The sequence below is a fragment of the Stenotrophomonas sp. GQ19 genome (assembly GCF_059758695.1).
Map to the genome: position 1 here is coordinate 34,911 of NZ_JCAXES010000015.1, position 24,783 is coordinate 59,693.

General features: G+C 68.6%; 26 protein-coding genes. 15 read left to right on the forward strand and 11 right to left on the reverse strand.

What is annotated here, in order from left to right:
• Nucleotides 1-124: 124 nt before the first annotated feature.
• From AC6CHL_RS20270 to AC6CHL_RS20280, 3 genes are all read left to right on the forward strand, one after another.
• Complete coding sequence (locus tag AC6CHL_RS20270; protein ID WP_498295979.1) at nucleotides 125-1,741, forward strand: serine hydrolase domain-containing protein; 1,617 nt, start codon at nucleotides 125-127, stop codon at nucleotides 1,739-1,741.
• 31 nt (nucleotides 1,742-1,772) lie between these two features.
• The gene (locus AC6CHL_RS20275; RefSeq protein ID WP_498295981.1) at nucleotides 1,773-2,186 is read left to right on the forward strand and encodes a hypothetical protein; all 414 of its coding nucleotides are present in this window, start codon (nucleotides 1,773-1,775) and stop codon (nucleotides 2,184-2,186) included.
• Nucleotides 2,187-2,261: 75 nt separating this feature from the next.
• Nucleotides 2,262-3,140, forward strand: coding sequence for an SDR family NAD(P)-dependent oxidoreductase (locus AC6CHL_RS20280; protein WP_038690043.1), 879 nt, complete (start codon nucleotides 2,262-2,264; stop codon nucleotides 3,138-3,140).
• Between the two features lie 66 nt (nucleotides 3,141-3,206).
• On the opposite strand, the gene AC6CHL_RS20285 is transcribed toward AC6CHL_RS20280, so the two are convergent.
• Genes AC6CHL_RS20285 through AC6CHL_RS20300 form a run of 4 tightly spaced genes read right to left on the reverse strand, consistent with a single transcriptional unit; the run spans nucleotide 3,207 to nucleotide 6,344 of the window.
• Nucleotides 3,207-4,016 (reverse strand): hypothetical protein, encoded by an 810-nt coding sequence (locus AC6CHL_RS20285; RefSeq protein ID WP_498295983.1) that lies wholly within the window; start codon nucleotides 4,014-4,016, stop codon nucleotides 3,207-3,209.
• 30 nt (nucleotides 4,017-4,046) lie between these two features.
• Nucleotides 4,047-4,229 (reverse strand): hypothetical protein, encoded by a 183-nt coding sequence (locus tag AC6CHL_RS20290; RefSeq protein WP_498295985.1) that lies wholly within the window; start codon nucleotides 4,227-4,229, stop codon nucleotides 4,047-4,049.
• Nucleotides 4,226-5,362 carry a PepSY-associated TM helix domain-containing protein gene (locus tag AC6CHL_RS20295; RefSeq protein WP_498295987.1) on the reverse strand — a complete coding sequence of 379 codons (1,137 nt, stop codon included), beginning with the start codon at nucleotides 5,360-5,362 and terminating at the stop codon, nucleotides 4,226-4,228. The genes AC6CHL_RS20290 and AC6CHL_RS20295 overlap by 4 nt, the downstream gene beginning before the upstream one ends.
• Nucleotides 5,363-5,420: 58 nt before the next feature.
• Entirely contained in the window at nucleotides 5,421-6,344 is a 924-nt protein-coding gene (locus tag AC6CHL_RS20300) for a LysR family transcriptional regulator (protein WP_498295988.1), read from the reverse strand.
• A 108-nt stretch (nucleotides 6,345-6,452) separates the two neighbouring features.
• Between AC6CHL_RS20300 and AC6CHL_RS20305 the strand changes: the two genes are divergently transcribed.
• A complete protein-coding gene (locus AC6CHL_RS20305; RefSeq protein WP_498295990.1) occupies nucleotides 6,453-7,976 on the forward strand; it encodes an MFS transporter in 1,524 nt (507 codons plus the stop codon).
• On the opposite strand, the gene AC6CHL_RS20310 is transcribed toward AC6CHL_RS20305, so the two are convergent.
• Both AC6CHL_RS20310 and AC6CHL_RS20315 read right to left on the reverse strand, forming a co-directional pair.
• The gene (locus AC6CHL_RS20310) at nucleotides 7,960-8,106 is read right to left on the reverse strand and encodes a TonB-dependent receptor (RefSeq protein WP_244880133.1); all 147 of its coding nucleotides are present in this window, start codon (nucleotides 8,104-8,106) and stop codon (nucleotides 7,960-7,962) included. The two genes, AC6CHL_RS20305 and AC6CHL_RS20310, sit on opposite strands and share 17 nt — an antisense overlap.
• Nucleotides 8,107-8,388: 282 nt before the next feature.
• Entirely contained in the window at nucleotides 8,389-8,802 is a 414-nt protein-coding gene (locus AC6CHL_RS20315) for a GFA family protein (RefSeq protein WP_137188768.1), read from the reverse strand.
• Nucleotides 8,803-8,966: 164 nt separating this feature from the next.
• Between AC6CHL_RS20315 and AC6CHL_RS20320 the strand changes: the two genes are divergently transcribed.
• Nucleotides 8,967-9,944 carry an Lnb N-terminal periplasmic domain-containing protein gene (locus AC6CHL_RS20320; protein ID WP_038690028.1) on the forward strand — a complete coding sequence of 326 codons (978 nt, stop codon included), beginning with the start codon at nucleotides 8,967-8,969 and terminating at the stop codon, nucleotides 9,942-9,944.
• Nucleotides 9,941-11,890 (forward strand): esterase/lipase family protein, encoded by a 1,950-nt coding sequence (locus AC6CHL_RS20325; RefSeq protein ID WP_463600485.1) that lies wholly within the window; start codon nucleotides 9,941-9,943, stop codon nucleotides 11,888-11,890. The genes AC6CHL_RS20320 and AC6CHL_RS20325 overlap by 4 nt, the downstream gene beginning before the upstream one ends.
• A 250-nt stretch (nucleotides 11,891-12,140) precedes the next feature.
• Here the strand turns inward: AC6CHL_RS20325 and AC6CHL_RS20330 are convergent, their stop codons facing one another.
• On the reverse strand, nucleotides 12,141-13,511 hold the full coding sequence (locus AC6CHL_RS20330; protein ID WP_498295992.1) for an MFS transporter: 1,371 nt from the start codon (nucleotides 13,509-13,511) through the stop codon (nucleotides 12,141-12,143).
• Between the two features lie 92 nt (nucleotides 13,512-13,603).
• Here AC6CHL_RS20330 and soxR point away from each other — a divergent pair, with 92 nt between their 5' ends.
• Nucleotides 13,604-14,038, forward strand: a complete 435-nt coding sequence (gene soxR / locus AC6CHL_RS20335) for a redox-sensitive transcriptional activator SoxR (protein WP_181393942.1) — start codon at nucleotides 13,604-13,606, stop codon at nucleotides 14,036-14,038.
• Nucleotides 14,039-14,294: 256 nt separating this feature from the next.
• On the opposite strand, the gene AC6CHL_RS20340 is transcribed toward soxR, so the two are convergent.
• Nucleotides 14,295-14,897, reverse strand: a complete 603-nt coding sequence (locus AC6CHL_RS20340) for a short chain dehydrogenase (RefSeq protein WP_313246457.1) — start codon at nucleotides 14,895-14,897, stop codon at nucleotides 14,295-14,297.
• 97 nt (nucleotides 14,898-14,994) lie between these two features.
• Here AC6CHL_RS20340 and AC6CHL_RS20345 point away from each other — a divergent pair, with 97 nt between their 5' ends.
• The gene (locus tag AC6CHL_RS20345) at nucleotides 14,995-15,876 is read left to right on the forward strand and encodes a LysR family transcriptional regulator (RefSeq protein ID WP_498295994.1); all 882 of its coding nucleotides are present in this window, start codon (nucleotides 14,995-14,997) and stop codon (nucleotides 15,874-15,876) included.
• Between the two features lie 281 nt (nucleotides 15,877-16,157).
• Here AC6CHL_RS20345 and proC read toward each other — a convergent pair whose 3' ends face one another.
• Nucleotides 16,158-16,979 carry a pyrroline-5-carboxylate reductase gene (gene proC / locus AC6CHL_RS20350; protein ID WP_498295996.1) on the reverse strand — a complete coding sequence of 274 codons (822 nt, stop codon included), beginning with the start codon at nucleotides 16,977-16,979 and terminating at the stop codon, nucleotides 16,158-16,160.
• 31 nt (nucleotides 16,980-17,010) lie between these two features.
• Nucleotides 17,011-17,691, reverse strand: a complete 681-nt coding sequence (locus AC6CHL_RS20355) for a YggS family pyridoxal phosphate-dependent enzyme (protein ID WP_498295997.1) — start codon at nucleotides 17,689-17,691, stop codon at nucleotides 17,011-17,013.
• Nucleotides 17,692-17,777: 86 nt separating this feature from the next.
• Here AC6CHL_RS20355 and AC6CHL_RS20360 point away from each other — a divergent pair, with 86 nt between their 5' ends.
• The 4 genes from AC6CHL_RS20360 to AC6CHL_RS20375 all read left to right on the forward strand — a co-directional run bounded on the left by AC6CHL_RS20360 (nucleotide 17,778) and on the right by AC6CHL_RS20375 (nucleotide 21,914).
• Complete coding sequence (locus tag AC6CHL_RS20360; RefSeq protein WP_038690018.1) at nucleotides 17,778-18,815, forward strand: type IV pilus twitching motility protein PilT; 1,038 nt, start codon at nucleotides 17,778-17,780, stop codon at nucleotides 18,813-18,815.
• A gap of 78 nt (nucleotides 18,816-18,893) precedes the next feature.
• Nucleotides 18,894-20,036, forward strand: a complete 1,143-nt coding sequence (locus AC6CHL_RS20365; RefSeq protein WP_498295999.1) for a PilT/PilU family type 4a pilus ATPase — start codon at nucleotides 18,894-18,896, stop codon at nucleotides 20,034-20,036.
• 178 nt (nucleotides 20,037-20,214) lie between these two features.
• A complete protein-coding gene (locus tag AC6CHL_RS20370) occupies nucleotides 20,215-20,793 on the forward strand; it encodes a hypothetical protein (RefSeq protein WP_498296001.1) in 579 nt (192 codons plus the stop codon).
• Between the two features lie 137 nt (nucleotides 20,794-20,930).
• Nucleotides 20,931-21,914 carry an aldo/keto reductase gene (locus AC6CHL_RS20375; protein ID WP_498296003.1) on the forward strand — a complete coding sequence of 328 codons (984 nt, stop codon included), beginning with the start codon at nucleotides 20,931-20,933 and terminating at the stop codon, nucleotides 21,912-21,914.
• Between the two features lie 111 nt (nucleotides 21,915-22,025).
• Here the strand turns inward: AC6CHL_RS20375 and AC6CHL_RS20380 are convergent, their stop codons facing one another.
• Entirely contained in the window at nucleotides 22,026-22,847 is an 822-nt protein-coding gene (locus AC6CHL_RS20380) for an alpha/beta fold hydrolase (protein ID WP_463600490.1), read from the reverse strand.
• Between the two features lie 171 nt (nucleotides 22,848-23,018).
• Here AC6CHL_RS20380 and AC6CHL_RS20385 point away from each other — a divergent pair, with 171 nt between their 5' ends.
• From AC6CHL_RS20385 to AC6CHL_RS20395, 3 genes are all read left to right on the forward strand, one after another.
• Nucleotides 23,019-23,237 carry a DUF4287 domain-containing protein gene (locus tag AC6CHL_RS20385; protein ID WP_038690009.1) on the forward strand — a complete coding sequence of 73 codons (219 nt, stop codon included), beginning with the start codon at nucleotides 23,019-23,021 and terminating at the stop codon, nucleotides 23,235-23,237.
• A 64-nt stretch (nucleotides 23,238-23,301) separates the two neighbouring features.
• Nucleotides 23,302-24,003: a hypothetical protein gene (locus tag AC6CHL_RS20390; RefSeq protein ID WP_498296005.1), complete on the forward strand. Its 702-nt coding sequence runs from the start codon at nucleotides 23,302-23,304 to the stop codon at nucleotides 24,001-24,003.
• A 68-nt stretch (nucleotides 24,004-24,071) separates the two neighbouring features.
• Nucleotides 24,072-24,779 carry a YitT family protein gene (locus tag AC6CHL_RS20395; protein WP_038690005.1) on the forward strand — a complete coding sequence of 236 codons (708 nt, stop codon included), beginning with the start codon at nucleotides 24,072-24,074 and terminating at the stop codon, nucleotides 24,777-24,779.
• The last annotated feature ends 4 nt before the right edge of the window (nucleotides 24,780-24,783 follow it).

The following is a 24,783-nucleotide window of genomic DNA, read 5'->3' on the forward strand; positions in this document are numbered from 1 at the left end:
GGTATCCCGGTGTTACGCCTGCTCAAGGCGCTTCGATGTAGGGAAACTGCACGGCGTGCGCGAAGCGTGACGCTCCGTCGGCGGCGGCTGTGCCGCACTGCACGCTTGGCGACGGGGAAGTGAGTTGGCGGCACGGCTACATAACCATCCGTCACTGTCAGCACGTGTCGCGATCAGCCGCTTCATGCGCGTTCGAATCAGAATCGGCGGTAGGGACGTGCATGCAGAGGCCGTGCTGCCATGCCCCGCGACGCCGTTGAAACCGGCCGCCATCTATCCGATAGTGTCCCGGCCACGCACCTGCCCCGGCGCGTTGGACATTCTCCAAACGGACGAGGTGGAATGCATGCGGCGGTTGATGATTGTCGGAATTGCAGCCCTGCTGCTGGTCTCACTGGCGTCCCATGCCAAGCCACCGGTGGCGAAACAGGACACGGCCCAACAGGCCCTCACGGCGTGGCTGGCCGCCTTCAACAACGCCGATGGCGATGCCCTGCGCGCGGTGCGCGAGACGTACGGCATGCGCTCCAAAGGCCAGGCCGATCTGGATTTCCGCAAGGACACCGGCGCCCTGCAGATCCTCGAAGCCAGGCCGGGCAAGCCAGACACGGCGCAGGTACTGGTGCTGCCAACGGTGAATGACCGCGCGATGCTCGTCACCGCGACCGTCGACCCAACATCAGGCGCGACCACGCTCCAGTTCGAAGGCGCCGAAACGCCGCCCCGGTTCGCGCCCAAGCGTGTGCCCGAAGCCGCCCTCCTGGCCGAGGCGACGACCCGGCTCGACGCATTGCAGGCGTCGGACGAGGTGGCCGGTGCCTTCCTGGTCGCCAGGAACGGCGAGGTGCGCATGCAGTGGCACGGTGGCCTGGCCGACCGCCAGCGTGCGCTGGCCGTCTCCCCCGACACGCGGTTCCGCCTGGCCTCGTTGAACAAGATGTTCACTGCCGTGGCGATCCTGCAGCTGGAGCAGGCGGGCAAGTTGACCCTCGAGGATTCCTTGGGCAAACACCTGCCCACCTACCCGAACCGTGCGGTGGCCGACGCAGTCACGCTGCGCCAGCTGCTGAACCACACCAGTGGGCTTGGCGACATTTTCGGCGAGAACGCCAGCAGCAATGCCGCTGCGCTGCGCACCCTGCAGGACTATTGGGCGGTGTTCGCCGACGAGCCGCTGGCCTTCCCGCCGGGCAGCAAGGACCAGTACTCGAACTACGCCTACATTATGCTGGGCTCGGTGATCGAGGCGGTGTCGGGCCAGTCTTACTACGACTATGTGGATACCCACGTCTACCGGGTTGCGGGCATGACCGCGACCGGATCACTGCCGGAGTCGACCCCGGTCCCGGCAAGGGCGAACGCGTATACCCGGGTGGATGGAAAATGGACGCTGGAAACGGCGTCGCTGCCCTGGCGCGGCACCTCGGCGGGCGGGGGCTACAGCACGGTGGGCGACCTGCTGAAGTTCGGCGAGGCACTGCGCACGGGAAAGCTGCTGGCTCCGCGTGCATTGGCCGCAGCCACCGCGCCGCAGAACACCATGGCGTGGTATGGCTATGGCTTCATGGTGCGTGGCCAGGGCAGGGAGCGTATGTATGGGCACGAAGGCGGGGCGCCCGGCGCAAACGCGGTGTTCTATGTGCTTCCCGAGCAGGGCTATGTACTGGTGGGGTTGAGCAACGTGGATCCGGAGGCGATGGGCAATGTGGTCAACTTCGTGGCCAACCGGCTTCCCTTGTGAGCGTGCTCGCGCGGACACAGGCGGCAGCACGGTGAGCGCGTACCTCGCGGGTCCGTGCCTGGGCAGGCGCCTGGCGCGGTTGTATGTGGGCCTTCTGGCCTGTCTGCCACTGCCGGCGCTGGCGTCGGATTTCACCGGCCTGCTCACTGGCATGACGCTGCTGCTGCTCGCGGCCACCCTGGTGATGCTGCTGCCCTTGCTGCTGGTCCGCCGGCATGCCTGGGTGCGGTGGCTGGGCACGTTCGTGGGCGTGGGTGTATTGCTCATTGGCCTTGGCACCGCGGGCGTGGATACCTGGTGGCTGGTGGCCCGGACCGAGGCCAACGACGTGCTGTCGGTGGGCACCGGCCTGCTGCTGCTCTACCTGCTGCTATGGCTGGCCATTGCCTACACGACGTACCGTCTTCAGCGCAGGCCGCCCGGACCGGGCACACGCGGGCGCTGACGATACCTGCAGCGTATCGCCACGGCACGCAACAGGTATTGGCGGCGCACCCCGTCGCTGCCCGATGCTGTGCGGATGACAACATCGAATCCCGTTTCCTTCGACGGCCAGGTGGGCCTGGTGACCGGCGCGGCCAGCGGGCTGGGTCTGGCCTATAGCCGCCTGCTGGCCCAGCGCGGCGCACAGGTGGTAATGCACGACGTGGGGGCAGGGCTGGATGGCACCGGCCAGGATCCGCAGCGGATTGCCCGCACGGTCGCGCTGCTGCGCGAGGGCGGGCTGGGCGTGCATGCGGCACACGGCAGCATCGACACGCGCGCCCACTGCCAGGCCTTGGTCGCCGCGATCCTGCAGCACCACGGTCGCCTGGATTTCATCATCCACAACGCCGGTTGGGTGGAATACCAGCCGATCGAGGCGCTGGATGACGAGCACTTCGACCGCATGATGACCCTCGCTGCCAAGACGCCGCTGTGGCTGGCGGAGGCCGCGTGGCCGTCGATGCAGGCCAATCGCCATGGTCGCATCGTGCTCACCACGTCCGACCGTGCGTTGTACCCGCAGTATGTGCAGAAGGGGCTGGCGGCCTATGCGGCGGCCAAGCTGGCGGCGGTGGGCATCGTCAACGTGCTGGCCGCCGAGGGCGCAGCGCACGGCATCGTGGTCAACGCGGTGTCGCCGGTGGCCAAGACCCGCATGTGGGGCGTGGAAGGCGAGCCGGACGAGCTGCACCCGGACGCGGTGGCCCCGGGCGTGGCGTTCCTGGTGTCCCGTGCATGCGTGGACGGCGGCTGGATCCTGCGGGCCAGCAACGGCCAGTTCCACGCCACGCGCAGCACCGAGGCCGACGGCGTGGCGTATCCGCGCGATTTGCGTGCGGTGCGTGCCGGCAGCATCGAGGACATTGCCGGGCAGTGGCCGGCGATTGCGCCGACGGTGGCGGAACCGCGCTGACGGCCGCCCGCAGCGGCGCGCAGGCGCCGACATTGCGCGGCGCTCACGTCGCGGTCGTGCCGACGGTCACCGCTGTGCAGGATGCCGGGCGCGCAGACCCTGGGTGAGGCGGAACACATCACTGACGACGTACAGGCCGTCGCATCGCTGCAGGTGCTGGTTGTCCGGGCCGTCCACCGCGCTGGCGAGCAGCACGAACTGGTGGGCAGGATCGGGCTGGTGGACCAGCCCGAACAGGGCGTGCCGATCCAGATAGCTGCCTTCGTCCGACGCCGGCGTGCCACGCGCACGCAGCGCGCGCAGGGTGTCCATCGTGGGCGGCTGACGGTCCACGTAGTCGTAGAACTCGACGATTGGTGCGCCGTGGGCGACCTGCAGCACGTACATGGCGTGGAAGTGGTCGTCCACCTGCACCGAGGCCACGTCGCCGGCGCGCCACAGCGTGAGCGATTTCTTGTGAGGGGGACGGCGTGCGGGCATCAGCGGTGCGCTTTGCAGCAGCGCGCGGATCTCGCCACTCTTGCGGTAAAAGTGATCGCTCAGGGCCACGGCGTCGTTGAGCGCGGTGATCGCGGTGAGAGCACGGGCGGTCAGCGCAGGTGCGTGAAAGCCCTGCTGGTGCAGTGCGGTGGCCAGCGCCAGTGCGGTCGTGTGGCGGTACAGCGGAGTGGTGATGCTGTCGTCACTCTCCAAGATGCACTGCCAGCGCAGCATCAGGGTGGCAATGACCTCCGCGCCGATCTCGGCCGGATCGCGGGCGGCCTTGTCCGGGGCAAGGCGCGCCCGCAGCGCGCAGCGCTTCACGTCCGATTCGATGGCTTCCACCAGTTCGCCGCCGGCCAAGTGGTTGAGCACGCTGCGGTAGGTGATGGTCATGGTGGCCTTTCGGTGTGCAGGCCGGACAGTTTAACGGGTGCGTTTGACCCACGCGCGCACGGCCAGCGCCACCAGCCCGGCAAAGACCACCCACGACACCGCATCGAAGATGCCATCGCCGAGCAGGGCGCTCACCAGCCCGAGCAGGCTGGCCAGGGCGATCCAGGCCGGGGCAACGAACGGGCTGCGCGGGGCGGAGGAGGGTCGGCTCATTCGGCTGCTCCGGTGCGTGCGGCGCGTTCGATCTCACTCACGCGCGCGTCGGTGTTGCCGCGCTTGAACCACAGGTACAGGCCGCTGATGAGTACGCCGATCGTGAGCAGATCCAGCAGCGCCCAAAGGATTTTCAACGGCAGCTTGCCGTAGTCACCGAAGTGCAGCGGCTGGCTGAGCAGCAGCACGCTCATGTAGAGCGGCAGCTGCGGCTGCGCGGTGAGCGCGCCGGTCTGCGCGTCGATCAGCACCGGGCGGTACAGGCGCTCGGTGAGTGCGCTGTTGCCCTGCATGAACACGCCATAGTGGTGGTTGCCGCTGTAGCCGGTGCCGGGGAAGCTGACGAAGGCCGGGCGCATGCCCGGTTCGGCCGCGCGCGCGGTGTCCACCGCGGCCTGCAGCGGGGCCAGCGTGGTGGGGCGCGGCTGGCCGGCGTAGCGCGCGGCGAATTCGCCGAGCTGTTCGCCTTGCCAGGCTTGTTCGAGCGGCTTGGCGATGGTGTTGATCGCCCCGGTGATGCCCACTACCAACGCCCAGCCCAGAGTGACGATGCCGAGCACGTTGTGCAGGTCCAGCCAGGCCAAGCGGCGGCTGCGACCGGTGCGCAGGGTACCGAACGGCTGCTTGCGCATGAACGGGCCATACAGCACCAGGCCCGAGATGATCGCCACGGCGAACAGCAGGCCCATCGCGCCCATGAACAGCATGCCGGGCAGGCCCAGGAACAGGTCGGTGTGCAGGCGATACAGGAAGTACATCACGCCTTCGTTGAACTGCGCGGCGGGCAGCACCTCGCCGCTGATCGCATGCAGCAGCGCGGTCTGCATCTGCGGCGGCGGGGTGTCGGCGCGTTTACCGGTGTTGACGTACACGGTGGGCGCGTCCGGGTCCCAGCCGACGAACAGCGGCACGTTGCCCGGATACTGCGCCAACGCGGTGAGCACCTGTGCGTCCAGATCGCGCGGGGCGGCATCGGTGGCCGGTGCGTCCACGTGCGGTTCGGCCAGGTGGGCGATCTCTTCGCCGAACACCAGCGGCAGGCCGGTCAGGCACAACAGCAGCAGGAACACGGTACAGACCAGGCTGGTCCACTTGTGCACGAGGAACCAGGCTTTGAGGGTGGATCGTTGCATTCGGCTGGCGCAGGGCTGGCAGGGATGCGGGCGATGGTACGGGATGCGGCCGGCGCGGTCAGCGCCGCGGGCGCGGCGCAGGCGGCGACGGCGCCGCGTTGAACAGGTGCTCGGCCATGAAGTCGATGAACACCCGCAGGCGCGCGCTGGGCTGCCGCGTGCCCGGCCACAGCAGTGAAAACTGGCCGGGCTGCCGCGGCTGGTCGGGCAGCAGCGCCTGCAGCCGGCCGTCGGCCAGCGCGTCGGCGGCCAGGAAGTCGGGCATCCACGCCACGCCCAGCCCACCCATGGCGGCGGCCAGCAGGGCTTCCATGTTGTTGCAGGTCATCACCGTGGCCAGCGCGGCGCCGGCATCGCCCTCGTGCCCGGGCAGCAACCACGGCTGCAGCTTGCCCGTGGTGGGGTAGCGGAAGCGCACCGCTGGATGCGTTGCCAGCTGCGCCAGCGTGGCCGGTTCCCCGTGCGCGTGCAGGTGCGCCGGCGCGGCGCACAGCACGAAGTGGAACGGTCCCAGGCGGCGCGCCATCAGGCTGGAGTCGGCCAGTTCACCGCTGCGGATCACCACGTCCAGCCCTTCGCTGACCACATCGACCAGGCGGTCATTGAAGTCCAGCTCCAGCTGCACGTCCGGGTAGCGTTGCCGGAACAGCGGCAACAGCGGCAGCAGGAAACGGTAGCCGATGGTGGGCATGCCCACCCGCAGCAGGCCGCGGGGCGACTGCTGGCGCTGGGCCAGGTCGGCCTGCACATCGGACAGTTCCTCCAGCGCGCGTCGGCAGCGCTGCAGCAGCAGCTCGCCTTCTTCGGTGAGGTGCACCCGCCGCGTGGTGCGCTGGAACAGGCGCACGCCCAACTGCTGCTCCAGACGCGCAATGCGCTTGCCCACCGTGGAGGGCGACAGGCCCAGGCTGCGGGCAGCGCCGACGAAGCTGGCGGTTTCGGCGGTGCGGACGAAGGCGAGCAGGGCGGTAAGCGAATCCATGGGGGCGATGATTGCGGAACAAACGTCCGTAATCAAATGCCATCGCGGGCGTTTTTGCCGGATAGACGCCGCTGTATCGTCAATTTCCCCTTGTTGTCTGGAACCACCATGTATTTGTTGTCCCGTGATGACCTGCGCCGCGATCCGCGCTGGGGCGTGCTGGCGGTGTGTCTGGTGGCGCTCGCGCTGCCGCTGTCGTTCTCGGCCGGTGCGGTGGCGGTGCCGGCGCTGGCCGGCCGGTTCCAGGGCGCGCCGAGCGCGCTGGCATGGGTCACCAACGCCTTCATGCTCAGCTTCGGCAGCTTGCTGCTGGCCGCCGGGGGGCTGGCGGATCGGTTGGGTCGCCGCCGGCTGTTCCTGTGCGGCAGCGCGGGCTTCGCACTGGCGACGTTGGCGGTGTGCGTGGCCGCGGACCTGCGCGCGCTGGACCTGGCGCGTGGCGTCCAGGGCGTGGCGGCCGCCGCCGCGTTGGCGTCGGGCAGTGCGGCGTTGGCGCAGCGTTTTGAGGGCCATGCGCGTACGCGGGTGTTCGCGCTGATGGGCACGATGTTCGGGGTGGGGCTGGCGCTGGGGCCGCTGCTGGCCGGCCTGCTGCTGCAGACGCTGGGCTGGCGCGCGGTGTTTGCCAGTGGTGGGGTGCTGGCGCTGGCCGGCTGGGCGCTGGCCTTGCGCCACCTGGACGAGAGCCGCGGCCCGCCGGTGCGCCTGGACGTGGCCGGCATGCTCTGCTTCAGCCTGATGCTGGCCGCGCTGACGGTGATGCTGCTGGTGCTGGCCGAGCACGGGGTGGGGTCGCCACAGGTGATCGGCGCGGCGCTGGCCACGCTGCTGTTGCTGGTGCTGTTCGTACGGGTGGAAGCACGTGCGCGGCCGCCGCTGCTGGATCTGTCGCTGTTCGCGCAGCGCCGCTTCCTGGGCGTGCAGCTGCTGCCGGTGGCCACCTGCCTGGGTTATGTAGTGTTGTTGGTGGTCCTGCCGTTGCACCTGCTCGGGGTGCAGGGGCAGTCGCCGAGCCGGGTGGGCCTGCAGATGCTGGCGTTGTCGGCGCCGATGCTGGTGCTGCCGATGCTGGCAGCCGGCTGGTCGCGACAGGTGGGCGCGGCGCGGTTGTGCGTGCTGGGGCTGCTGGTGTGTGCGGCGGGGTTGTATGCGCTGTCACGCCAGGTGCTGCACGCACCGCCCGCGCAGTGGTGGCCGGCGCTGCTGCTGATCGGCGCGGGCACCGCGCTGCCGTGGGGGCTGATGGATGGTTTGTCGGTGAGCGTGGTACCGGTGCAGCGCGCGGGCATGGCCGCGGGGATCTTCGGCACGGTGCGGGTGGCCGGCGAGGGCATCGCGCTGGCTGCGGTTACTGCGTTGCTGGCGATGCTGGTGGCGCAGCGGTTGGCGGTGGACAGCGGATTGCCGGCCGCCACGCTGGCGCGGGCCGGCGCCTACCTGGCCACCGGGTCGCTGGCGCAGGCCACCGCACTGCTGCCGGGCCTGCCGCCGCAGGCGCTGCAGCAGGCCAGCAGCGAGGCGCTGGTGGCGCTGCTGCGCGGGCTGGCCGTGCTCACCGCCGGCAGCGCGCTGCTGGTGCATGCGCTGCTGGGGCGATCGCCTGCACCGGCGGCGATCAGAACCGGTAGCTGATCGTGCCGGTGACCGTGCGCGGGTTGCCGGTGAAGCAGTCACCGAAGTTGCGGCACGGCGCGAAGTATTTCTTGTCGGTGAGGTTGGTGATGTTCAGCGCCATGGTCCAGTCGGTGACCTGTGCGAACACGCGCCGACGGCGTGACCGGCACGGCCGTCACATGGCTGTCGTACCGGCCTCACCTGGCCTATGCCGGGGCGCCGGTAACGTGACACGTCCCCGTCCCCCACGGAGAAACGCCATGTGGTTGCTTGACCGACTCTGGCCCGCACGCCCGGCTCCCGAAGCCGCTACGCCCCCTCCGTTGCCCGATGCCGCCCAGCGCAGACTGCTGCTGAAGCGGCCTGCACGCGTTGGCCGCACGAGCATGGCGCCCTGGCAGAAAGTGGGCACCCCGGCGCGGCGACGCAGTCACTGAGCCGGCGGCCGGTCGGCGGGGTGGTTGACCCCGTCGCTCACCGGCACCTCGCCCAGCGCATACGGATTGATCCCGTCCAGGCAGCCCAGGTTGTAGCCGTACTCGTCCGGCGATGAGCGCCGCTGGTGATGGGTATAGATGCCGCAGGTGCCGCAGAACCAGTGCTTGGCCACGTGCGTGTTGAACTGGTACAGCCGCAGCGCGTGCTCGCCTTCGATGACCTCCAGGTCGGCCAGCTTCACCGACCCGACGATGGCGCCCTTGCGCCGGCACAGCGAGCAGTCGCACCGCCGCGGCGACAGCACGCCGTCGGGCAGGTGCAGGCGCAGGACCACCGCGCCGCAGTGGCAACGGGCCAGGTGGTGGCGCTGGATCGGCACCCCGCCGATGGAATGAATACCGGGCATCGCAAGCGCCTCCTGTGCGCAATGGGGACGCCGCCAGTATGCCGCCGGCCCAAGCTGAACACGCGGACATGTAACCCACACCGCGGTTGTGGCTAACTAGCGCCCCCGAACCAACGATGGACCGACGCGTGAAGAAGGCAGGACGATGGGGGCTGGCGCTGTTGATGCTGGTCGCAGCGCTGTGGGTGACCGGCCTGTTGGCCTACCAGCTGCCCGGACCGGGCTGGCTGCGCTGGGTTGCCATCGCGGCGTGGGCGGGCTTTGCGCTGACCACGGCGGTGGGCGTGGCGCGTGCGCGGGCAGGGCGCTGGCCGGGTGCGGTGTACGTGGGCGCGCTGGTGCTGTGCGGCGTCTGGTGGCTGCTGCTTACCCCGCGCCAGGACCGGGTGTGGGCCGACGACGTGGCGCAACGGCTGAAGGTGGTCGAATTTGACGGCACCCACGTGGTGCTCGACAACGTACGCGCCTTCACCTGGCGCAGCGAGGACGACCACGACGTGCACTGGGTGCGCCGCAGCTATGACCTGGACCAGCTGCGCTCGGCCGACCTGGTGATGTCGTACTGGATGGGGCCGATGATCGCCCACACGCTGATCTCCTTCGGCTTCGCCGACGGTCGCCAACTGGTGTTCTCGCTGGAGATCCGCAAGGAGCGCGGCGAGTCGTTCTCGGCGCTGGGCGGGTTCTTCCGCAAATTCGAAATGACCCTGGTGGCGGCCGAAGAGACCGACATCATCCGCGTGCGCAGCAACGTGCGGGGCGAAGACGTGTACCTGTACCGCCTGCAGGGCATGACCCGTGAGCAGCTCAAGGGCCTGTTCGTGTCCTACCTGGGCGAGGCGCGCAAGCTGGACGCGGCCCCGGCGTTCTACAACACCCTGACCAGCAACTGCACCACCATTGTCTACGAGCTGGCCAAGCAGATCGCCCCCGGCCTGCCGCTGGACTACCGGCTGCTGGTGTCGGGCTATTTCGCCGAATACGCCCGCGACCTGGGCGTGCTCACCCCCGGCGTGGACTTTGCCACGCTGAAGGCGCGGGGCCGCATCACCGACCGCGCCCGCGCCGCCGGCAACGACCCGGCGTTCTCGCAGTTGATCCGCCAGGGCGTGCCGGGCATGCACCAAGGAACCGCACCATGACCTCGCCCCACGCGTTCTCCCGCCGCCTGCTGCCGCTGCTGGCGGTGGTGCTGTCGCTGTTGCTGTCCAGCGGCTGCGCCATGGTCACCATGAAGCAGGTCGCACCCACCGACTACCTGGCCAACAAGCGCGGCGACGTGCTCACCTCGGGCAAGCTCAGCGCGGCGTCGCAGGAAACCCTGAGCGTGGTCGGGCTGGACGAGGACCTGTGCGCCAAGGACGTGGTCACCTGCCAGAAGACCCTGGTAGACACCGCGGTACTGCCGGAAGAACAGCGTCTGTCGGCGCTGTCGGAGCTGTGGGTGAAAACCGCGCTGGGGCTGAGCCCCAAGCCGAAGGATCGCGACAAGCATCCGATGAGCGATGCGGCGCTGGATGCATGGCTGGAAGCGGCGCGTTACGCCTATGCCTACCTGTTCTTCAGCGGGCGCACGCCGTCGGACCGTGCCTTCGAAGACCGCCAGACCCAGGTGCGCGACTACTACAACTACGCCGCAGAGCAGACTGCGGCGGTGGTGTTCAAACGCGCCCGCGAGAGTGCGCTGGAGGGTGAGGACTACAACGCACCGGTGGCGGGCGAGCGCTGGACGCTGACGTCGGACTTCGATGAACTGCGCATGCCCAGCATTCCCACCCGCATGGTGTCGGCTTCGTCGGTGAGCTTTGCCGGCCTGCGCAGCACCTACCGGCGTGATGGCTTCGGCGCCGAACTGGTGGTGGTGATGGACCCGCCCAAGCTGATTGCCGCCGCCGACGGCACCAAGGCGGAGATTCCGCAGTACAGCGAGATGTCGGCGATCAACGCCACCGCGCTGCTGCGCTTCAAGGGCGACAGCCTGCAGCAGGTGCTCGACACCACCCAGGTGCTGTTCGATGTGTATTCGCCCGAGTCCACCGAAAGCGTGGACCTGCACGGCGAGAAGGTGCCGCTGGCCGGCAACTTCACCGCCGCCTACGGCATGTGGCTGGCGCAGTCGGGGTTTGCCACGCAGTCGCTGCGCACGCTGTTCGGGCTGAGCGAGGGCATCGGCGAACCGCACATGTACCTGATGCAGCCGTGGGACCCCAACCGCCGCATCATCTTCATGCTGCACGGCCTGGGCAGCAGCCCGGAGGCGTGGGTGAACGTGGCCAACGAGATCATGGGCGACCCCGAGCTGCGCAGGCACTTCCAGGTGTGGCAGGTGTATTACCCGACCAACGCGCCGATTGCGTTGAACCGGTTCGAGATCGACGCGGCGTTCGACAACACGCTCAAGCACTTCGACCCGACCGGCAGCAGCCCGGCGTCGAAGGACATGGTGTTCATCGGCCACAGCATGGGCGGCGTGCTGGCCCGGCTGCTGGTGACGTCCTCCGGTGACGTGCTGTGGAACGACCTGCTGGCCAACTACGACCTCAAGGGCGAGCGCCTGAAACGGGTGCAGGCCAAGCTGGGACCGCTGCTGCATTTCAACGCCGAGGCGAATGTGGAACGCGCGATCTTCATCGCCGCCCCGCACAAGGGCACCGACATCGCCGGCAACCGGCTGGGGCGGCTGATCGGGCGCCTGGTGCGCCTGCCGATCACGATCCTGGGCAAGTTCGATGACGTGTTCCAGACCCTGCAGCAGTCGGAAAGCCAGTCAGCGCAGCCAACCAAACTGCAGATTCCCAACAGCATCGACAACCTCAAGGCCAGCGATCCGTTCGTGAAGGCGGCCGGCGCGTTGCCGATCATGCCGGGGCTGAAGTACCACTCGATCATTGCCCAGCGCAAACCCGACGTGCCGCTGCAGCAGTCCGACGATGGCCTGGTGCCGTACTGGAGCGCGCACCTGGACGGGGCGGTGTCGGAGAAGGTGATCATCTCCGGGCACAGCGTGCAGGAAACCCCGCAGGCCGTGCTGGAAATCCGCCGCATCCTGCGCGAAGACCTGAAGGAAGTGGGCGACACGCACCCGTGAAGCGGGGACCGGCCTGCTGAAACGCGCCCGGCGGGAAACGGGCGCGGGCGTGGATGTGCTTCCACCGGTGAACGGATCGATCGGCAATGTGCATTCATCGTCGAACCGGGCCGACCGGCAATGTGCGGTCGCTCGTAGAGCGGGGCTCTGCCCCGCTGCCCTTCGCGGGGATAGACAGCCGGGCTGAGCCCGGCGCTACGATCAGGGAAAAGGCAGCCGGGCAGAGCCCGGCGCTACGCGCATGCCGTTTTCAGATCCGCCGGGCGACGACCACGCTGGCCACGGCCAGCACCAGCATGATGGCGTAGGTGAGCAGGTAGCCCAGCATCACGTTGCCCTGCAGGAACAGCGCGAACAACGAACCGGAGATCGCCAGCGTGGTGGCCACGCCCAGCGCTTCGCTCAGCTGCAGCGCCGAGGTGTTGGCGCCCTGCTGCGCGGGCGGCGACAGCGACAGGGTCAGCACCGACAGCGCCGGGTAGATCAGGCCCATGCCAAAGCCGGTCAGCGTCCAACCGGCCAACGCGAACCACAACGGCGTGGCCGGTTGGATCGCCAGCGACGTGGCCACGATGCCCACGCACATCAGCAGCGCGCCGATGACCAGCAACTGCTGGCGCGTCCAGCCGCGCTGCTGGTGGCCCTGCAGCCACGAGCCGCTGAACCAGCCCAGCGCGCCCAGGCTCAGCGCCACCCCGGCCAGCAGCGGGCTCAGCCCGCGTTCGCGCTGCAGCAGCAGCGGCAGGAAGGCTTCGCAGCCGAAGAAGGCCGACGCAGCGATGCCACGCAGCGCAATCACGCTGGGCAGCCCCCGGCGCAACCGCAGCGTGCCGGTGGGCAGCAGCTTCCAGCTGCACAGCGCCAACAGCGCCAGTGCCGGTACCAGCAGCGCCAGCGCGGTCCAGCCCTGTTGCTGGCCGCCGATGTACAACAGCAACGCCCCGGCGGCGGCCCCGATCGCCCAGCGGATGACGCGGTCATCGTTGCGTGCCGACGGCGGCGGCGCGCCCACGTCGCGCAGGGCGGGGCGCAGCAGCAGGGCCGCCGGCACCGCCAGTAGTGGCACGATCAGGAACACCCAGCGCCAGCCCAGGTGCTGCACGATCAGCCCGCTGATGCCAGGCCCGATCAGCGACGGCACCACCCAGCCGGCCGAGAACGCGGCAAAAACCCGCGGCCGCATCGCCTCGGGAAAGGTGCGCCCGACCATCACATACAGCGACACCGAGACCGCACCGGCCCCCAGCCCCTGCAGCAGCCGGCCCAGCACCAGCTGCGGCATGGTGTGGGCGAAACCGGCCAGCAGCAGCCCGGCGATGAAGCAGCCCAGGCCCAGCCACAGCGGCCGCGCCGGCCCCAGCCGATCGCTCCAGCGCCCCGCCAGGGTCATGCCGATCACGCTGGTGGCCAGGGTCCCGCCGAAGGCCAGCGCGTACAGGCGCAGGCCGTCCAGTTCGTGGGCCACCGTGGGCATGGCGGCGGCCACGGCCAGCGCTTCGAAGCCATACAACGAGACCAGCGCGACCATGCCGATGGTGGTGGCGCGGTAGCGGGGCGACAGGATCGACGGCGTTGGCACGTCGGCAGGGGCCGCGGCGGCGGCGGTTACATCGGAAGACATGCGGGATACCAGGCAGCGGACGGGCAGGGTGTGCTTGCAGTGCATCCCCGCGTCACGCAGGATGCCACCTGAACCATGGTTGAGGTCAAGCAGTGATCGCGCAGGAACTGAGTGTGGGTGAAGTGGCCAAACGCAGCGGGGTGGCGGTGTCGGCGCTGCACTTCTATGAACGCAAGGGGCTGATCCGCAGTCTGCGCACCGCCGGCAACCAGCGCCGGTTCGCGCGCGATGTGCTGCGCCGGCTCGCGGTGATCCGCGTGGCCCAGCGCGTGGGCATGCCGCTGGAAGCGGTGGCGACCGCCTTTGCGGCGTTGCCGGAGAACAAGACGCCGACCAAGGCCGAGTGGGCGCGGATGTCGGCGTTGTGGCGCAGCGAGCTGGACCAGCGCATCGAGCAGTTGTTGTTGCTGCGCAACCAGCTGACCGACTGCATCGGCTGCGGCTGCCTGTCGTTGAAGCGCTGCAGGCTGGCCAACCCGGGCGATGCGCTGGGCGACCAGGGCGATGGACCGCAGCGGTGGGGGTGAGGGGGCTTACAGGGCGTGCGGGGTGTCTGGTGGTCGGGTGACGTCACCACGAACCGGTTGGCGTATCTACCGTTGGTCGATACGCCAACCGGCTGGCACCGCGGGGAGCCGGCCAGCGGCCGGCACTACCGTTCTGCCGACCAACGGTCGGTAGCTACCGTTTCGTTCGGTCGTTGCCGTTTCATCAACGTTCGGTCGTTGACGCCGGTAGGTATCGACCGTTGGTCGATACGCTTCATCCGCCCACGGCCACACCTCACCATACGTTGAACACCTGCCCGCTCTGCACGCCTTCCACGCTGCGCTGGTAGGCCAGCGACGCGCGCTGGGCGGTGACCGCTTCAAAGCCGGGGAAGTAGGCGCCGTAGTCGGCCAGGGATTCGACCAGCACGTTCGGGCTGACCACGTTGATGCGCAGCCCGCGCGGTAGCAGTTCGCAGGCGGCGCCGCGCGCGAAGCCCTCCAGCGCGGCGTTCACCGCCGTGGCATTGGCACCGTCGCGGATCGGCTGGGCGCTGACGATGCCGCTGGTGAGGGTGATCGAGCCGCCAGCCGTGAGGTGGTGCTGGGCCGCCAGCGCCAGCCGTACCTGGCCCAGCAGCTTGTCCTGCAAACCCACGTTGAACTGCGCCGGGGTCATGGATCCCAGCGGGCCGAAATGCAGCTTGCCGGTGGTGGCCACCACCGCGTCCACCGTGCCGACCTGGGCGAACAGGGCCTGCACGCTGGCATCGTCGGTGAGGTCCACCTGCACGTCACCGCCGTGGCGGCCGGCGCGGATCAGCTGGTGATGGGTGCCCAGGGTCGCGGCGACGGCCTGGCCAAGGGTGCCGCTGGCACCGACGAGAAGAATCTTCATGCGGGGGGCTCCAGAAAGGACGTGCAGCCAGTCTGCGCCCGCGGCGGCAGTTCGGTAACCGGCGTATGCTTTGCAGATTGCAAACCAGTGGTTACCAATGGATACCTTGCGCTGCATGCAGGCCTTCGTGGCCGTGGTCGAACACGGCAGCTTCAATGCCGCCGCCGAGCACATGGCGGTGTCGTCGGTGATGGTGGGCAAGTACATCCAGCAGCTGGAAACGCACCTGGGCGTGCGCCTGCTGCAGCGGAACACGCGCCGGCAGAGCCTCACCGATGCCGGGCGCAACTACCTGGCTGGCTGCCGCAGTGTGCTGGAACAGGTGCAGCAGGCGAACGCCAGCGTGGCCGGCCTGCAGGCCCAGCCCCAAGGGCTGCTGCGGATCAGCGCGCCGGTCACCTGGGGCAGCTGCGTGCTGGCCCCGCTGGTGGCGCAGTACCTGGCCGCCTACCCGCAGGTAACGGTGGAGCTGGACCTGAGCAACCGCCGGGTGGACCTGATCGAGGAGCAGTTCGACGCGGTGGTGCGGATGGGGCGGATCGGCTCGGCCGAATGGGTGGCGCGGCCGCTGCCGCCGTACGCGATGCAGATCTGCGCCGCGCCGGCCTACCTGCAACGCAAGGGCATTCCGCAGCATCCCGGCGAGCTGCGCGATCACGACTGCCTGACCCACGTGGCCTGGCGCGGGGGCCATGGCTGGCGCCTGCGCGGGCATCCCGAGCAGGACTGGTCGGAGCATTCGCGGCTGCTGTGCAACGACGGTGATGGCCTGCGCCGTGCCTCCTTGGCCGGGGCCGGGCTGATCCTGCAGCCGGCGGTGCTGCTGGCCGACGACATCGCCAGCGGACACCTGCAACCGGTGCTGGCCGACTACCTGCCCGAACCGCGCCCGCTGCACCTGGTGTACCTGCCGGATCGCCGCCCGCGGCCGAAGTTGTCCAGCTTCGTGGATTTCCTGCTGGACCGGATGACCCGGTAGAGCCACCCACGGGGTGGCTGTCGAGCTGGACCGGTAGAGCCACCCCATGGGTGGCTGTCGTGCGATCACGGTTTCCGTCAGCCACCCATGGGGTGGCTCTACCTTGCGATCGGGGTTTTCTTCAGCCACCCATGGGGTGGCTCTACCTTGCGATCGGGGTTTTCTTCAGCCACCCGTGGGGTGGCTCTACCGTGCGACCGGGGTTTCCGTCAGCCACCCATGGGGTGGCTCTACCGTCCCGGAGAGGGGCGGGGCATCGTGATCAGTCGGCCGTCGGTGTCTCAGTCGTTCGCGGCCGACAGCGCCTGGCCGCGCCGGGTCGCTGCGTCGATCGCGCGCGCGACGATGGTCTCGAAACCGTCGGCCTGGAAGGATTCGATCGCCGCCTGGGTGGTGCCGTTGGGCGAGGTCACCCGGCGGCGCAGTTCGGCCGGGGCGTCGCCGGATTCGTCGAGCATGCGGCTGGCGCCCAGCAGGGTCTGCACCACCAGCGTGCGTGCCGCCGCGGCCGGCAGGCCCTGGGCCACCGCGGCGGCTTCCATCGCTTCGGCCAGCAGGAATACATACGCCGGGCCACTGCCGGACACCGCGGTCACCGCATCCATGCGGGCTTCGTCGTCGATCCACACGGTGCGCCCGGCGCTGGCCAGCACGGTATCGGCCTGGGTCCGCTGGGCATCGCTCACCGTGGCGGTGGCATACAGCCCGGTCACCCCCGCGCCGAGCAGGGCAGGGGTGTTGGGCATCGCCCGCACCACCGCCGCGCTGCCGCCCAGCCAGCGTTCCAGCTGCGCGCTGGTGATGCCGGCGGCGATGGACACCACCAGCGGCTGCCTGGCAGCGGCCAGCGGCACGAGCGACGCGCATACATCGCGCAGCACCTGCGGTTTCACCGCCAGCACCCACACCTCGCCCTGGGCGGCCGCTTCGGTGGCGCTGGCGTAGGTCTTCACGCCGAAGTCGGCGGTCAGCTGTTCGCGCAGCGCGGTGACCGGCTCGGCCACGTGGATATGCGCGGGCGCAACGCCCTGGCGGACCAGCCCGGCGATCAGGCTGCGGGCCATGTTGCCGCCGCCGATGAAGGTAAGTGTGATGGCGCTCATGCAATCTCCGGGTAGTGCGTATGAAAGGGAGTCAGGCCGGGCGCGGGCGCGCGCCGAACAGGGCGGTGCCGATCCGCACCAGGGTGGCGCCCTGGGCGATGGCCTCGGCGTAGTCGCTGCTCATGCCCATCGACAGTGTGTCCACCTGCGGATGCATCGCGGCCAGTGTGTCCAACAGGGCGCGCATGCGCGCGAACGCCTGCTGGCGGCGCTCGGCCTGGGGCCACGGGGCGGGAATGGCCATCAGCCCGCGCAGCTGCAGGCGTGGCGCGGCCTCGATGGCAGCGGCCAGCGCAGGCACGTCGTCAGGGGCGCAGCCATGCTTGCTGTCCTCGTCGTCGATGTTGACCTGGATGAGCACGTTCAACGGGGCCAGTGCCGCCGGCCGGTGCGCGGCCAATGCCGCCACCAGCTTGGGCCGGTCCACGCTCTGCACCCAGTCGAAGTGCTGTGCGGCCAGCTCGGCCTTGTTGGACTGCAGGTGGCCGATCAGGTGCCATTCCAGTCCCAGCGCCGCCAGTGCGTCGATCTTGGCCACGGCCTCCTGCACGTAGTTTTCGCCGAACGCACGTTGGCCCTGGGCGGCCAGTGCCGCCACCGCCTCGGCCGGCTGGGTCTTGGAGACCGCCAACAGCACCGGGTCTGGCCGCCCGGCGGCGGCAGCCGCGTTGTGCAGGTTCAGCAATATCGTGGACAGGGGCAGCGCGGACACGGGCGTTTTCCGGTAGATCAGGAACGCTATACTGCCGCCCGGGGAAAGAACCTTCCAGTCGCAGCAGTCATGGGGAGTAGCAGCGCATGGATATCGCCGAACTGTTGGCGTTTTCCGTAAAGAACAAAGCGTCGGATCTTCATCTGTCGGCCGGCTTGCCGCCGATGATCCGCGTGGACGGCGATGTCCGTCGCATCAACATTCCGGCCTTGGACCACAAGCAGGTGCATGCGCTTGTGTACGACATCATGTCGGACAAGCAGCGCCGCGATTACGAGGAATTCCTCGAGGTCGACTTTTCGTTCGAGATTCCGTCGCTGGCGCGCTTCCGCGTCAATGCGTTCAACCAGAACCGTGGCGCCGGTGCGGTGTTCCGTACCATTCCTTCGGAAGTGTTGACGCTGGAAGACCTGGCCGTGCCGCCGATCTTCCGCGAGCTGATCGACCAGCCGCAGGGCCTGATCCTGGTCACCGGCCCGACCGGTTCGGGCAAGTCGACCACGCTGGCGGCGATGATCGACCACATCAACAAGAACGAATACGGCCACATCCTCACCGTCGAGGATCCGATCGAATTCGTGCACACCTCGCAGAAGTGCCTGATCAACCAGCGCGAAGTGCACCGTGATACGCACGGCTTCAACGAAGCGCTGCGCTCGGCCCTGCGTGAAGACCCGGACATCATCCTGGTCGGCGAATTGCGCGACCTGGAAACCATCCGCCTGGCGCTGACCGCCGCGGAAACCGGCCACCTGGTGTTCGGCACGCTGCATACCAGTTCGGCGGCCAAGACCATCGACCGCATCATCGACGTGTTCCCCGCCGGCGAGAAGCCGATGGTGCGCTCGATGCTGTCCGAGTCGCTGCGTGCGGTGATCTCCCAGGCCCTGTTGAAGAAGGTCGGTGGCGGGCGTACCGCTGCATGGGAAATCATGGTGGGCACCCCGGCCATCCGCAACCTGATCCGCGAGGACAAGGTGGCGCAGATGTACTCGGCCATCCAGACCGGCCAGCAGATGGGCATGATGACCCTGGACCAGCACCTGCAGGACCTGGTCAAGCGCAGCCTGATCACCCGCAACCAGGCGCGCGAGTACGCCAAGGACAAGCGGATCTTCGAATGATGGTAGAGCCGGGCGCTGCCCGGCGTCCTGCATCGCCGGCCGCTGGCCGGCTCCCGGCAATCTTCGGAGCACACCGCAATGAACCCCACCACCACGACCATCGACTTCACCTCGTTCCTCAAGCTGATGGCGCACCAGAAGGCGTCGGACCTGTTCATCACCGCGGGCATGCCGCCGGCGATCAAGGTCAACGGCAAGATCTCGCCGATCACCCAGACCCCGCTCACGCCACAGCAGAGCCGCGACCTGGTGCTCAACGTGATGACGCCGGCGCAGCGCGAAGAGTTCGAAAAGACCCACGAGTGCAACTTCGCCATCGGCCTGTCCGGCGTGGGCCGGTTCCGCGTGAGCTGCTTCTACCAGCGCAACCAGGTGGGCATGGTGCTGCGTCGCATCGAGACGCGCATTCCCACCGTGGAAGAGCTGAGCCTGCCGCCGATCATCAAGACGCTGGCGATGACCAAGCGCGGCATCATCCTGTTCGTGGGCGCTACCGGTACCGGTAAGTCGACCTCGCTGGCGGCGATGATCGGCTACCGCAACCACAACTCGACCGGGCACATCATCACCATCGAAGACCCGATCGAATTCGTGCACAAGCACGAGGGCTGCATCATCACCCAGCGCGAAGTGGGCATCGATACCGACAGCTGGGAAGCGGCGCTGAAGAACACCCTGCGCCAGGCACCGGACGTGATCATGATCGGCGAGGTGCGTACCCGCGAGGGCATGGACCACGCCATCGCCTTCGCCGAAACCGGTCACCTGGTGCTGTGCACGCTGCACGCCAACAACGCCAACCAGGCGATGGACCGCATCATCAACTTCTTCCCCGAAGACCGGCGCAACCAGTTGCTGATGGACCTGTCGCTGAACCTCAAGGGCGTGGTGGCGCAGCAGCTGATTCCCTCGCCGGATGGCAAGTCGCGCAAGGTGGCGATGGAGATCATGCTGGGCACGCCGCTGGTGCAGGACTACATCCGCGATGGCGAGATCCACAAGCTCAAGGAAGTGATGAAGGAGTCGGTGCAGCTGGGTATGCGCACCTTCGACCAGAGCCTGTTCGAGCTGTACCAGGCCGGTGAGATCAGCTACGAAGACGCACTGCGCTACGCCGATTCGCAGAACGAAGTGCGCCTGCGCATCAAGCTGTCGCAGGGCGGCGATGCGCGCACGCTGTCGCAGGGGTTGGACGGGGTGGAGATCTCCGAGGTCCGCTGACCGCACCGGGCGCGCACGACGCGCGCCCTTGCCCCCGCCCGCCCCCGTTCTCAGGGCCGCGGGGGGATCTGGAAAAACCCCCGGCGCTCTGCGATAGTCGCGCCGTCCCGGGTTCCCGGGATACAGGGGGCGCCGGCACCTCGCCGGTAGATGCATTGCAGGTGATCCGCATATGGAAGTGGACGATCCTTACCGTGCGCCGGCAACTCTGCCGGTCGCAGCACCACCGTTTTCCCCGGCACCCCGCATCGCCACGCGCGATGTGGTCGCTGCCGCGTACTACTCACCGCCCACGCTGAAACTGGCCTCGCTGTCGCTGGTGACGCTCGGGCTGTACCCGTTGTACTGGTTCTGGCAGAACTGGCGGGCGATCAAGCGCGAGACCGGCGGCACCCAGTGGCCCTGGGCACGGGCCCTGTTCGCCCCGCTGTGGTCATTCCTGTGCTTCAGCGACCTGCGTGACATCGCCGTCAGCCGCCGCCGCGAACTGGCCTTCGCGCCGGGCCTGCTAGCGGCCGTGTACTTCCTGCTCAACCTGGGCGGACGCCTGCCGGGCGGCATGGGGCTGGTGTCGTTGTTGACCTTCGTGCCCATTCTGCCGATCAACAGCCTGCTGCGGCGGTACCACCGCGAGGAAGGCGTGGACATGCAGCGCATGGACCGCTTCGGGGTGTGGCACATCCTGTTGCTGCTGTTCGGGGCGGGGTTCCTGCTGCTGGTGCTGTTCGGGCTGTCACTGCCGGATACGGAGCGCTGAGGCAGGCACGGGCATAGCGCTGGATTGATGAGCCTGTTTCATTACCACCAGCGATCACGCCGGTTCATTTCCTGCCGTCGGGCGGTTCAAGATGGGCATCCCCCACCGATGCCGTTCCCGACGGCAGGAGCACCACCATGCAGACACGAGAACTGGGCAACAGCGGCCTGCGCGTTTCCGCGCTGGGCCTGGGGTGCATGGGCCTGAGCTTCGGCTACGGCCCGGCCACCGACACCGGTACCGCCACCGCCCTGCTGCACGCGGCCGTGGCACAGGGCGTGACCTTCTTCGATACCGCCGAGGTGTACGGTCCGTTCCGCAACGAGGAACTGCTCGGCCAGGCCTTGGCGCCGTATCGCGACCAGGTGGTGATCGCCACCAAATTCGGGTTCAAGGACGGCCACGCCGATGCCGGGCTGGACAGCCGCCCCGAACGCATCCGTGCGGTGGCCGAAGCCAGCCTGCAGCGGCTGCAGACCGACCGCATCGACCTGTTCTACCAGCACCGGGTGGACCCGAACGTGCCGATCGAAGACGTGGCCGGCACGGTCAAGGACCTGATCGCCGAAGGCAAGGTGAAGCACTTCGGGCTGTCCGAGGCCGGTGCCGATACCATCCGCCGCGCGCACGCGGTGCAGCCGGTGGCCGCCCTGCAGAGCGAGTACTCGCTGTGGTGGCGCGAACCGGAGCAGAGCGTGCTGCCGGTACTGGAGGAACTGGGCATCGGCTTTGTGCCGTTCAGTCCGCTCGGCAAGGGCTTCCTGACCGGCGCGATCAACGCCGACACCGCGTTCGCCGCCGACGACTTCCGCAACAGCGTGCCGCGCTTCGCCGCCGACGCGCGCCAGGCCAACCAGGTGCTGGTGGATCGGATCCGTGCGATTGCCGCCGGCAAGGGCGCAACGCCTGCACAGGTCGCGCTGGCCTGGCTGCTGGCGCGCAAGCCGTGGATCGTGCCGATTCCGGGCACCACCAAACTGCACCGCCTGCAGGAAAACCTCGGCGCCGTCGCGCTGCAGCTCAGCGCCGACGATCTGCAGCAGATCGGCGTGGCGCTGGACAGCATCGCCATCGTCGGCGACCGCTACAACGCCGCGCGACAGAAGCTGGTCGCGCGCTGATACCTGCAAGGCGCACGCACGACCAACGGTCGTGCGCTACCGGCCCCGTGATCGGCACGCCGATCACCCCGCCATCCCGGGGTGGGTACCGACCGTTGGTCGGTACGCCCCTCATCCCCGGATAAACGCCAGAAGATCCCGGTTGATCACCTCGGCATGCGTGGTGCACATGCCATGCGGATACCCCGGGTAGACCTTCAACGTGCCATGCCTGAGCAGTTTGATCGCAAGCTCCGCCGAATCGGCGATCGGCACGATCTGGTCGTCATCGCCATGCATCACCAGCACCGGCACATCGATCTTCTTCAGATCCTCGGTGAAGTCGGTTTCCGAAAACGCCTTGATGCAGTCGTAGTGCGCGTTGATCGCCCCCATCATCCCCTGGCGCCACCAGTTGTCGACCACCCCCTGCTGGACCGGCGCACCGTCGCGGTTGAACCCGTAAAACGGAATGGGCACCTCGCGGTAGAAGTTGGCGCGGCCTGCAGCCAGCTGCTGGCGGAAGCCGTCGAACACCGCTTTCGGCGTTCCGCCCGGGTTGCGCTCGCTCTGCACCATGATCGGCGGCACCGCGCCGATCAACACCGCCTTGGCCACCCGGCCAGGTTTCGCCTGGGCCACGTAGTGCGCCACTTCGCCGCCACCGGTGGAATGCCCCACGTGCACCGCATCGCGCAGGTCCAGGTGGTCGGCCAGCGCGTTGACGTCCGCCACGTAGGTGTCCATCTCGTGGCCGCCGCTGGTCTGCGAGGACCGGCCATGGCCACGGCGGTCGTGCGCGATGACCCGGTAGCCCTGCAGCAGGAAGAACTGCAGCTGGGTGTCCCAGTCATCGGCAGTGAGCGGCCAGCCGTGGTGGAACACGATGGGCTGGCCCTGGCCCCAGTCCTTGTAGAAGATCCGGGTGTTGTCGGCGGTGGTCAGGTAGGGCATGACGCGGACTCCTGCAAAGGACGAGGGGAGGGTGCGGAGGTGCCCTGGCATGCTGCGGCAGCGGGGTGTTCAGCGGGCATGAAAGCCCGTGTCGATTTCGCGCCCCCCGCCACGTCATACACAACGAGCCCCGCCATTCCGGCGGCGCGCCACTCCTGCGAGGCATCCGCCATGAGCGATACCCCCACCCTGAAAGGCCCGGCGTCGTACTTCCCGTCCATCGAAAAGACCTACGGCCAGCCGGTCGGCCACTGGCTGGCGCTGCTGGTGGCCCAAGGCGGGCTCAAGCACATGGAGCTGGTGGCCTTCCTGAAGACCGAGCACGGCCTGGGCCATGGCCACGCCAACGCGCTGGTGGCCCATCACCTGGCCGCTGCACGGGTCGGTTGAGCGCAGCGGCCCGCGCGACAGTGGCATGCTGTGCGGCCTTGCCGCCGACAGGAGTCACGCCGCGATGCCCCGCTTCACCGAACTACGCGTGGAATCCAGCCCCGACGTCACCCGCGCCGGGCGCGTGCTCGACGGCGTTCCGTTTCGCGCGGACGCCTACCATGTCGCCGCGCTCTTCATGGCGGCGTTGCCGCGCGACTACGTACTCGATGGCGCCAGCCTGCTGACCCTGCAATGCGGTCCGCCCGGCGATGAACCACGCTACCAGCGCTTCCCAGGGGCCAGCGTGGTGTGCGTGGACCCGTTCGATTTCGCTGCCTACGCCGGCAGCGACCCCGCAACCCGCGAGCGCGCGGTACTGGCGTTGATCGAACAGCACGGGCTGGCGCTGGTCGACCGCGTGGGGGCCGATCCCGGCCCGTGGCGGGCGGCTGCCGCGGCGGTGCGCGCGCAGGGCTTCCAGCGCGAGGACGAGGTGGCACGGCTGGGGCGGGCGCTGCCCGGCCGGGCCGGTTGGGTCCGGGTCTACCGCGGCCTGGGGGCCGGGTTCGGCGAGCGTTGGCAGGCACGCGTGCTGGACCGTGGCGGGGCGCTCATCGCCTGCCACCCGATGCGCAGCCCGGCCGCGCTGGACCAGCGCGACTGGTTCAAGCGCTCGGCGTGGGAGCAGGGCGTGTTCGTGGTGCGCCAGCGCCTGGGCCAGGCGGTTTTCACCCTGGAGCCGCCGAGCGCCGCAGGCCCGGGCAGCAGCTGGATGGCTCTCTGAATCATTTCACCTGCAACTGTCACGCTGATCGTGTCTAATACCGCTCCCCACGCACAGCCCCCACCCCCATGTCCCTTGATTCCCATGGCCCCGCGCCGTGCGACGACGCTGACGGCCACCTGGTCACCGCTGGCCCGCTGACCCCGCCGCCGGACAGTGCCGGCACCGTCGCCGATGAAAAAGCGCTGCGCCATTCGGTGGCCGAGGACGTGCAGGGCATGATCCTGGCCACGCTGGTGGCCTCGCTGGGCCTGGCCATCTTCGCCAAGGGCGGGCTGATGATCGGCGGCATGGCCGGGCTGGCCTTCCTGGCGCACTACGCGTTCGACTGGAACTTCGGCCTGGTGTTCGTGCTGGTCAACCTGCCGTTCTACTGGGTGGCCGTGCGGCGGATGGGCTGGGAGTTCACCCTGAAGACGTTCGCGGCGGTCACCGCGTGCGGCGCGCTCACCGACCTGCTGCCGCGCTGGGCCGATTTCGCCCATATCGCCCCGCTGTATTCGGCCCTGGTGGGCGGCGCGCTGGCCGGCCTCGGTATCCTGTTCTACATCCGCCACCGCGCCAGCCTGGGCGGCATCGGCATCCTGGCGGTGTACCTGCAGCGCACCCGCGGCTGGAGCGCCGGCAAGGTGCAGATGTCCTTCGATACCCTGCTGATGTGCGTGGCGTTCTTCGTGCTGTCCCCGTCGCAGGTGATGTACTCGGCGATCGGTGCGGTGGTGCTCAGCCTGGTACTGATGTTCAACCACCGTCCGGGCCGTTACATGGGGGTGTAAATCC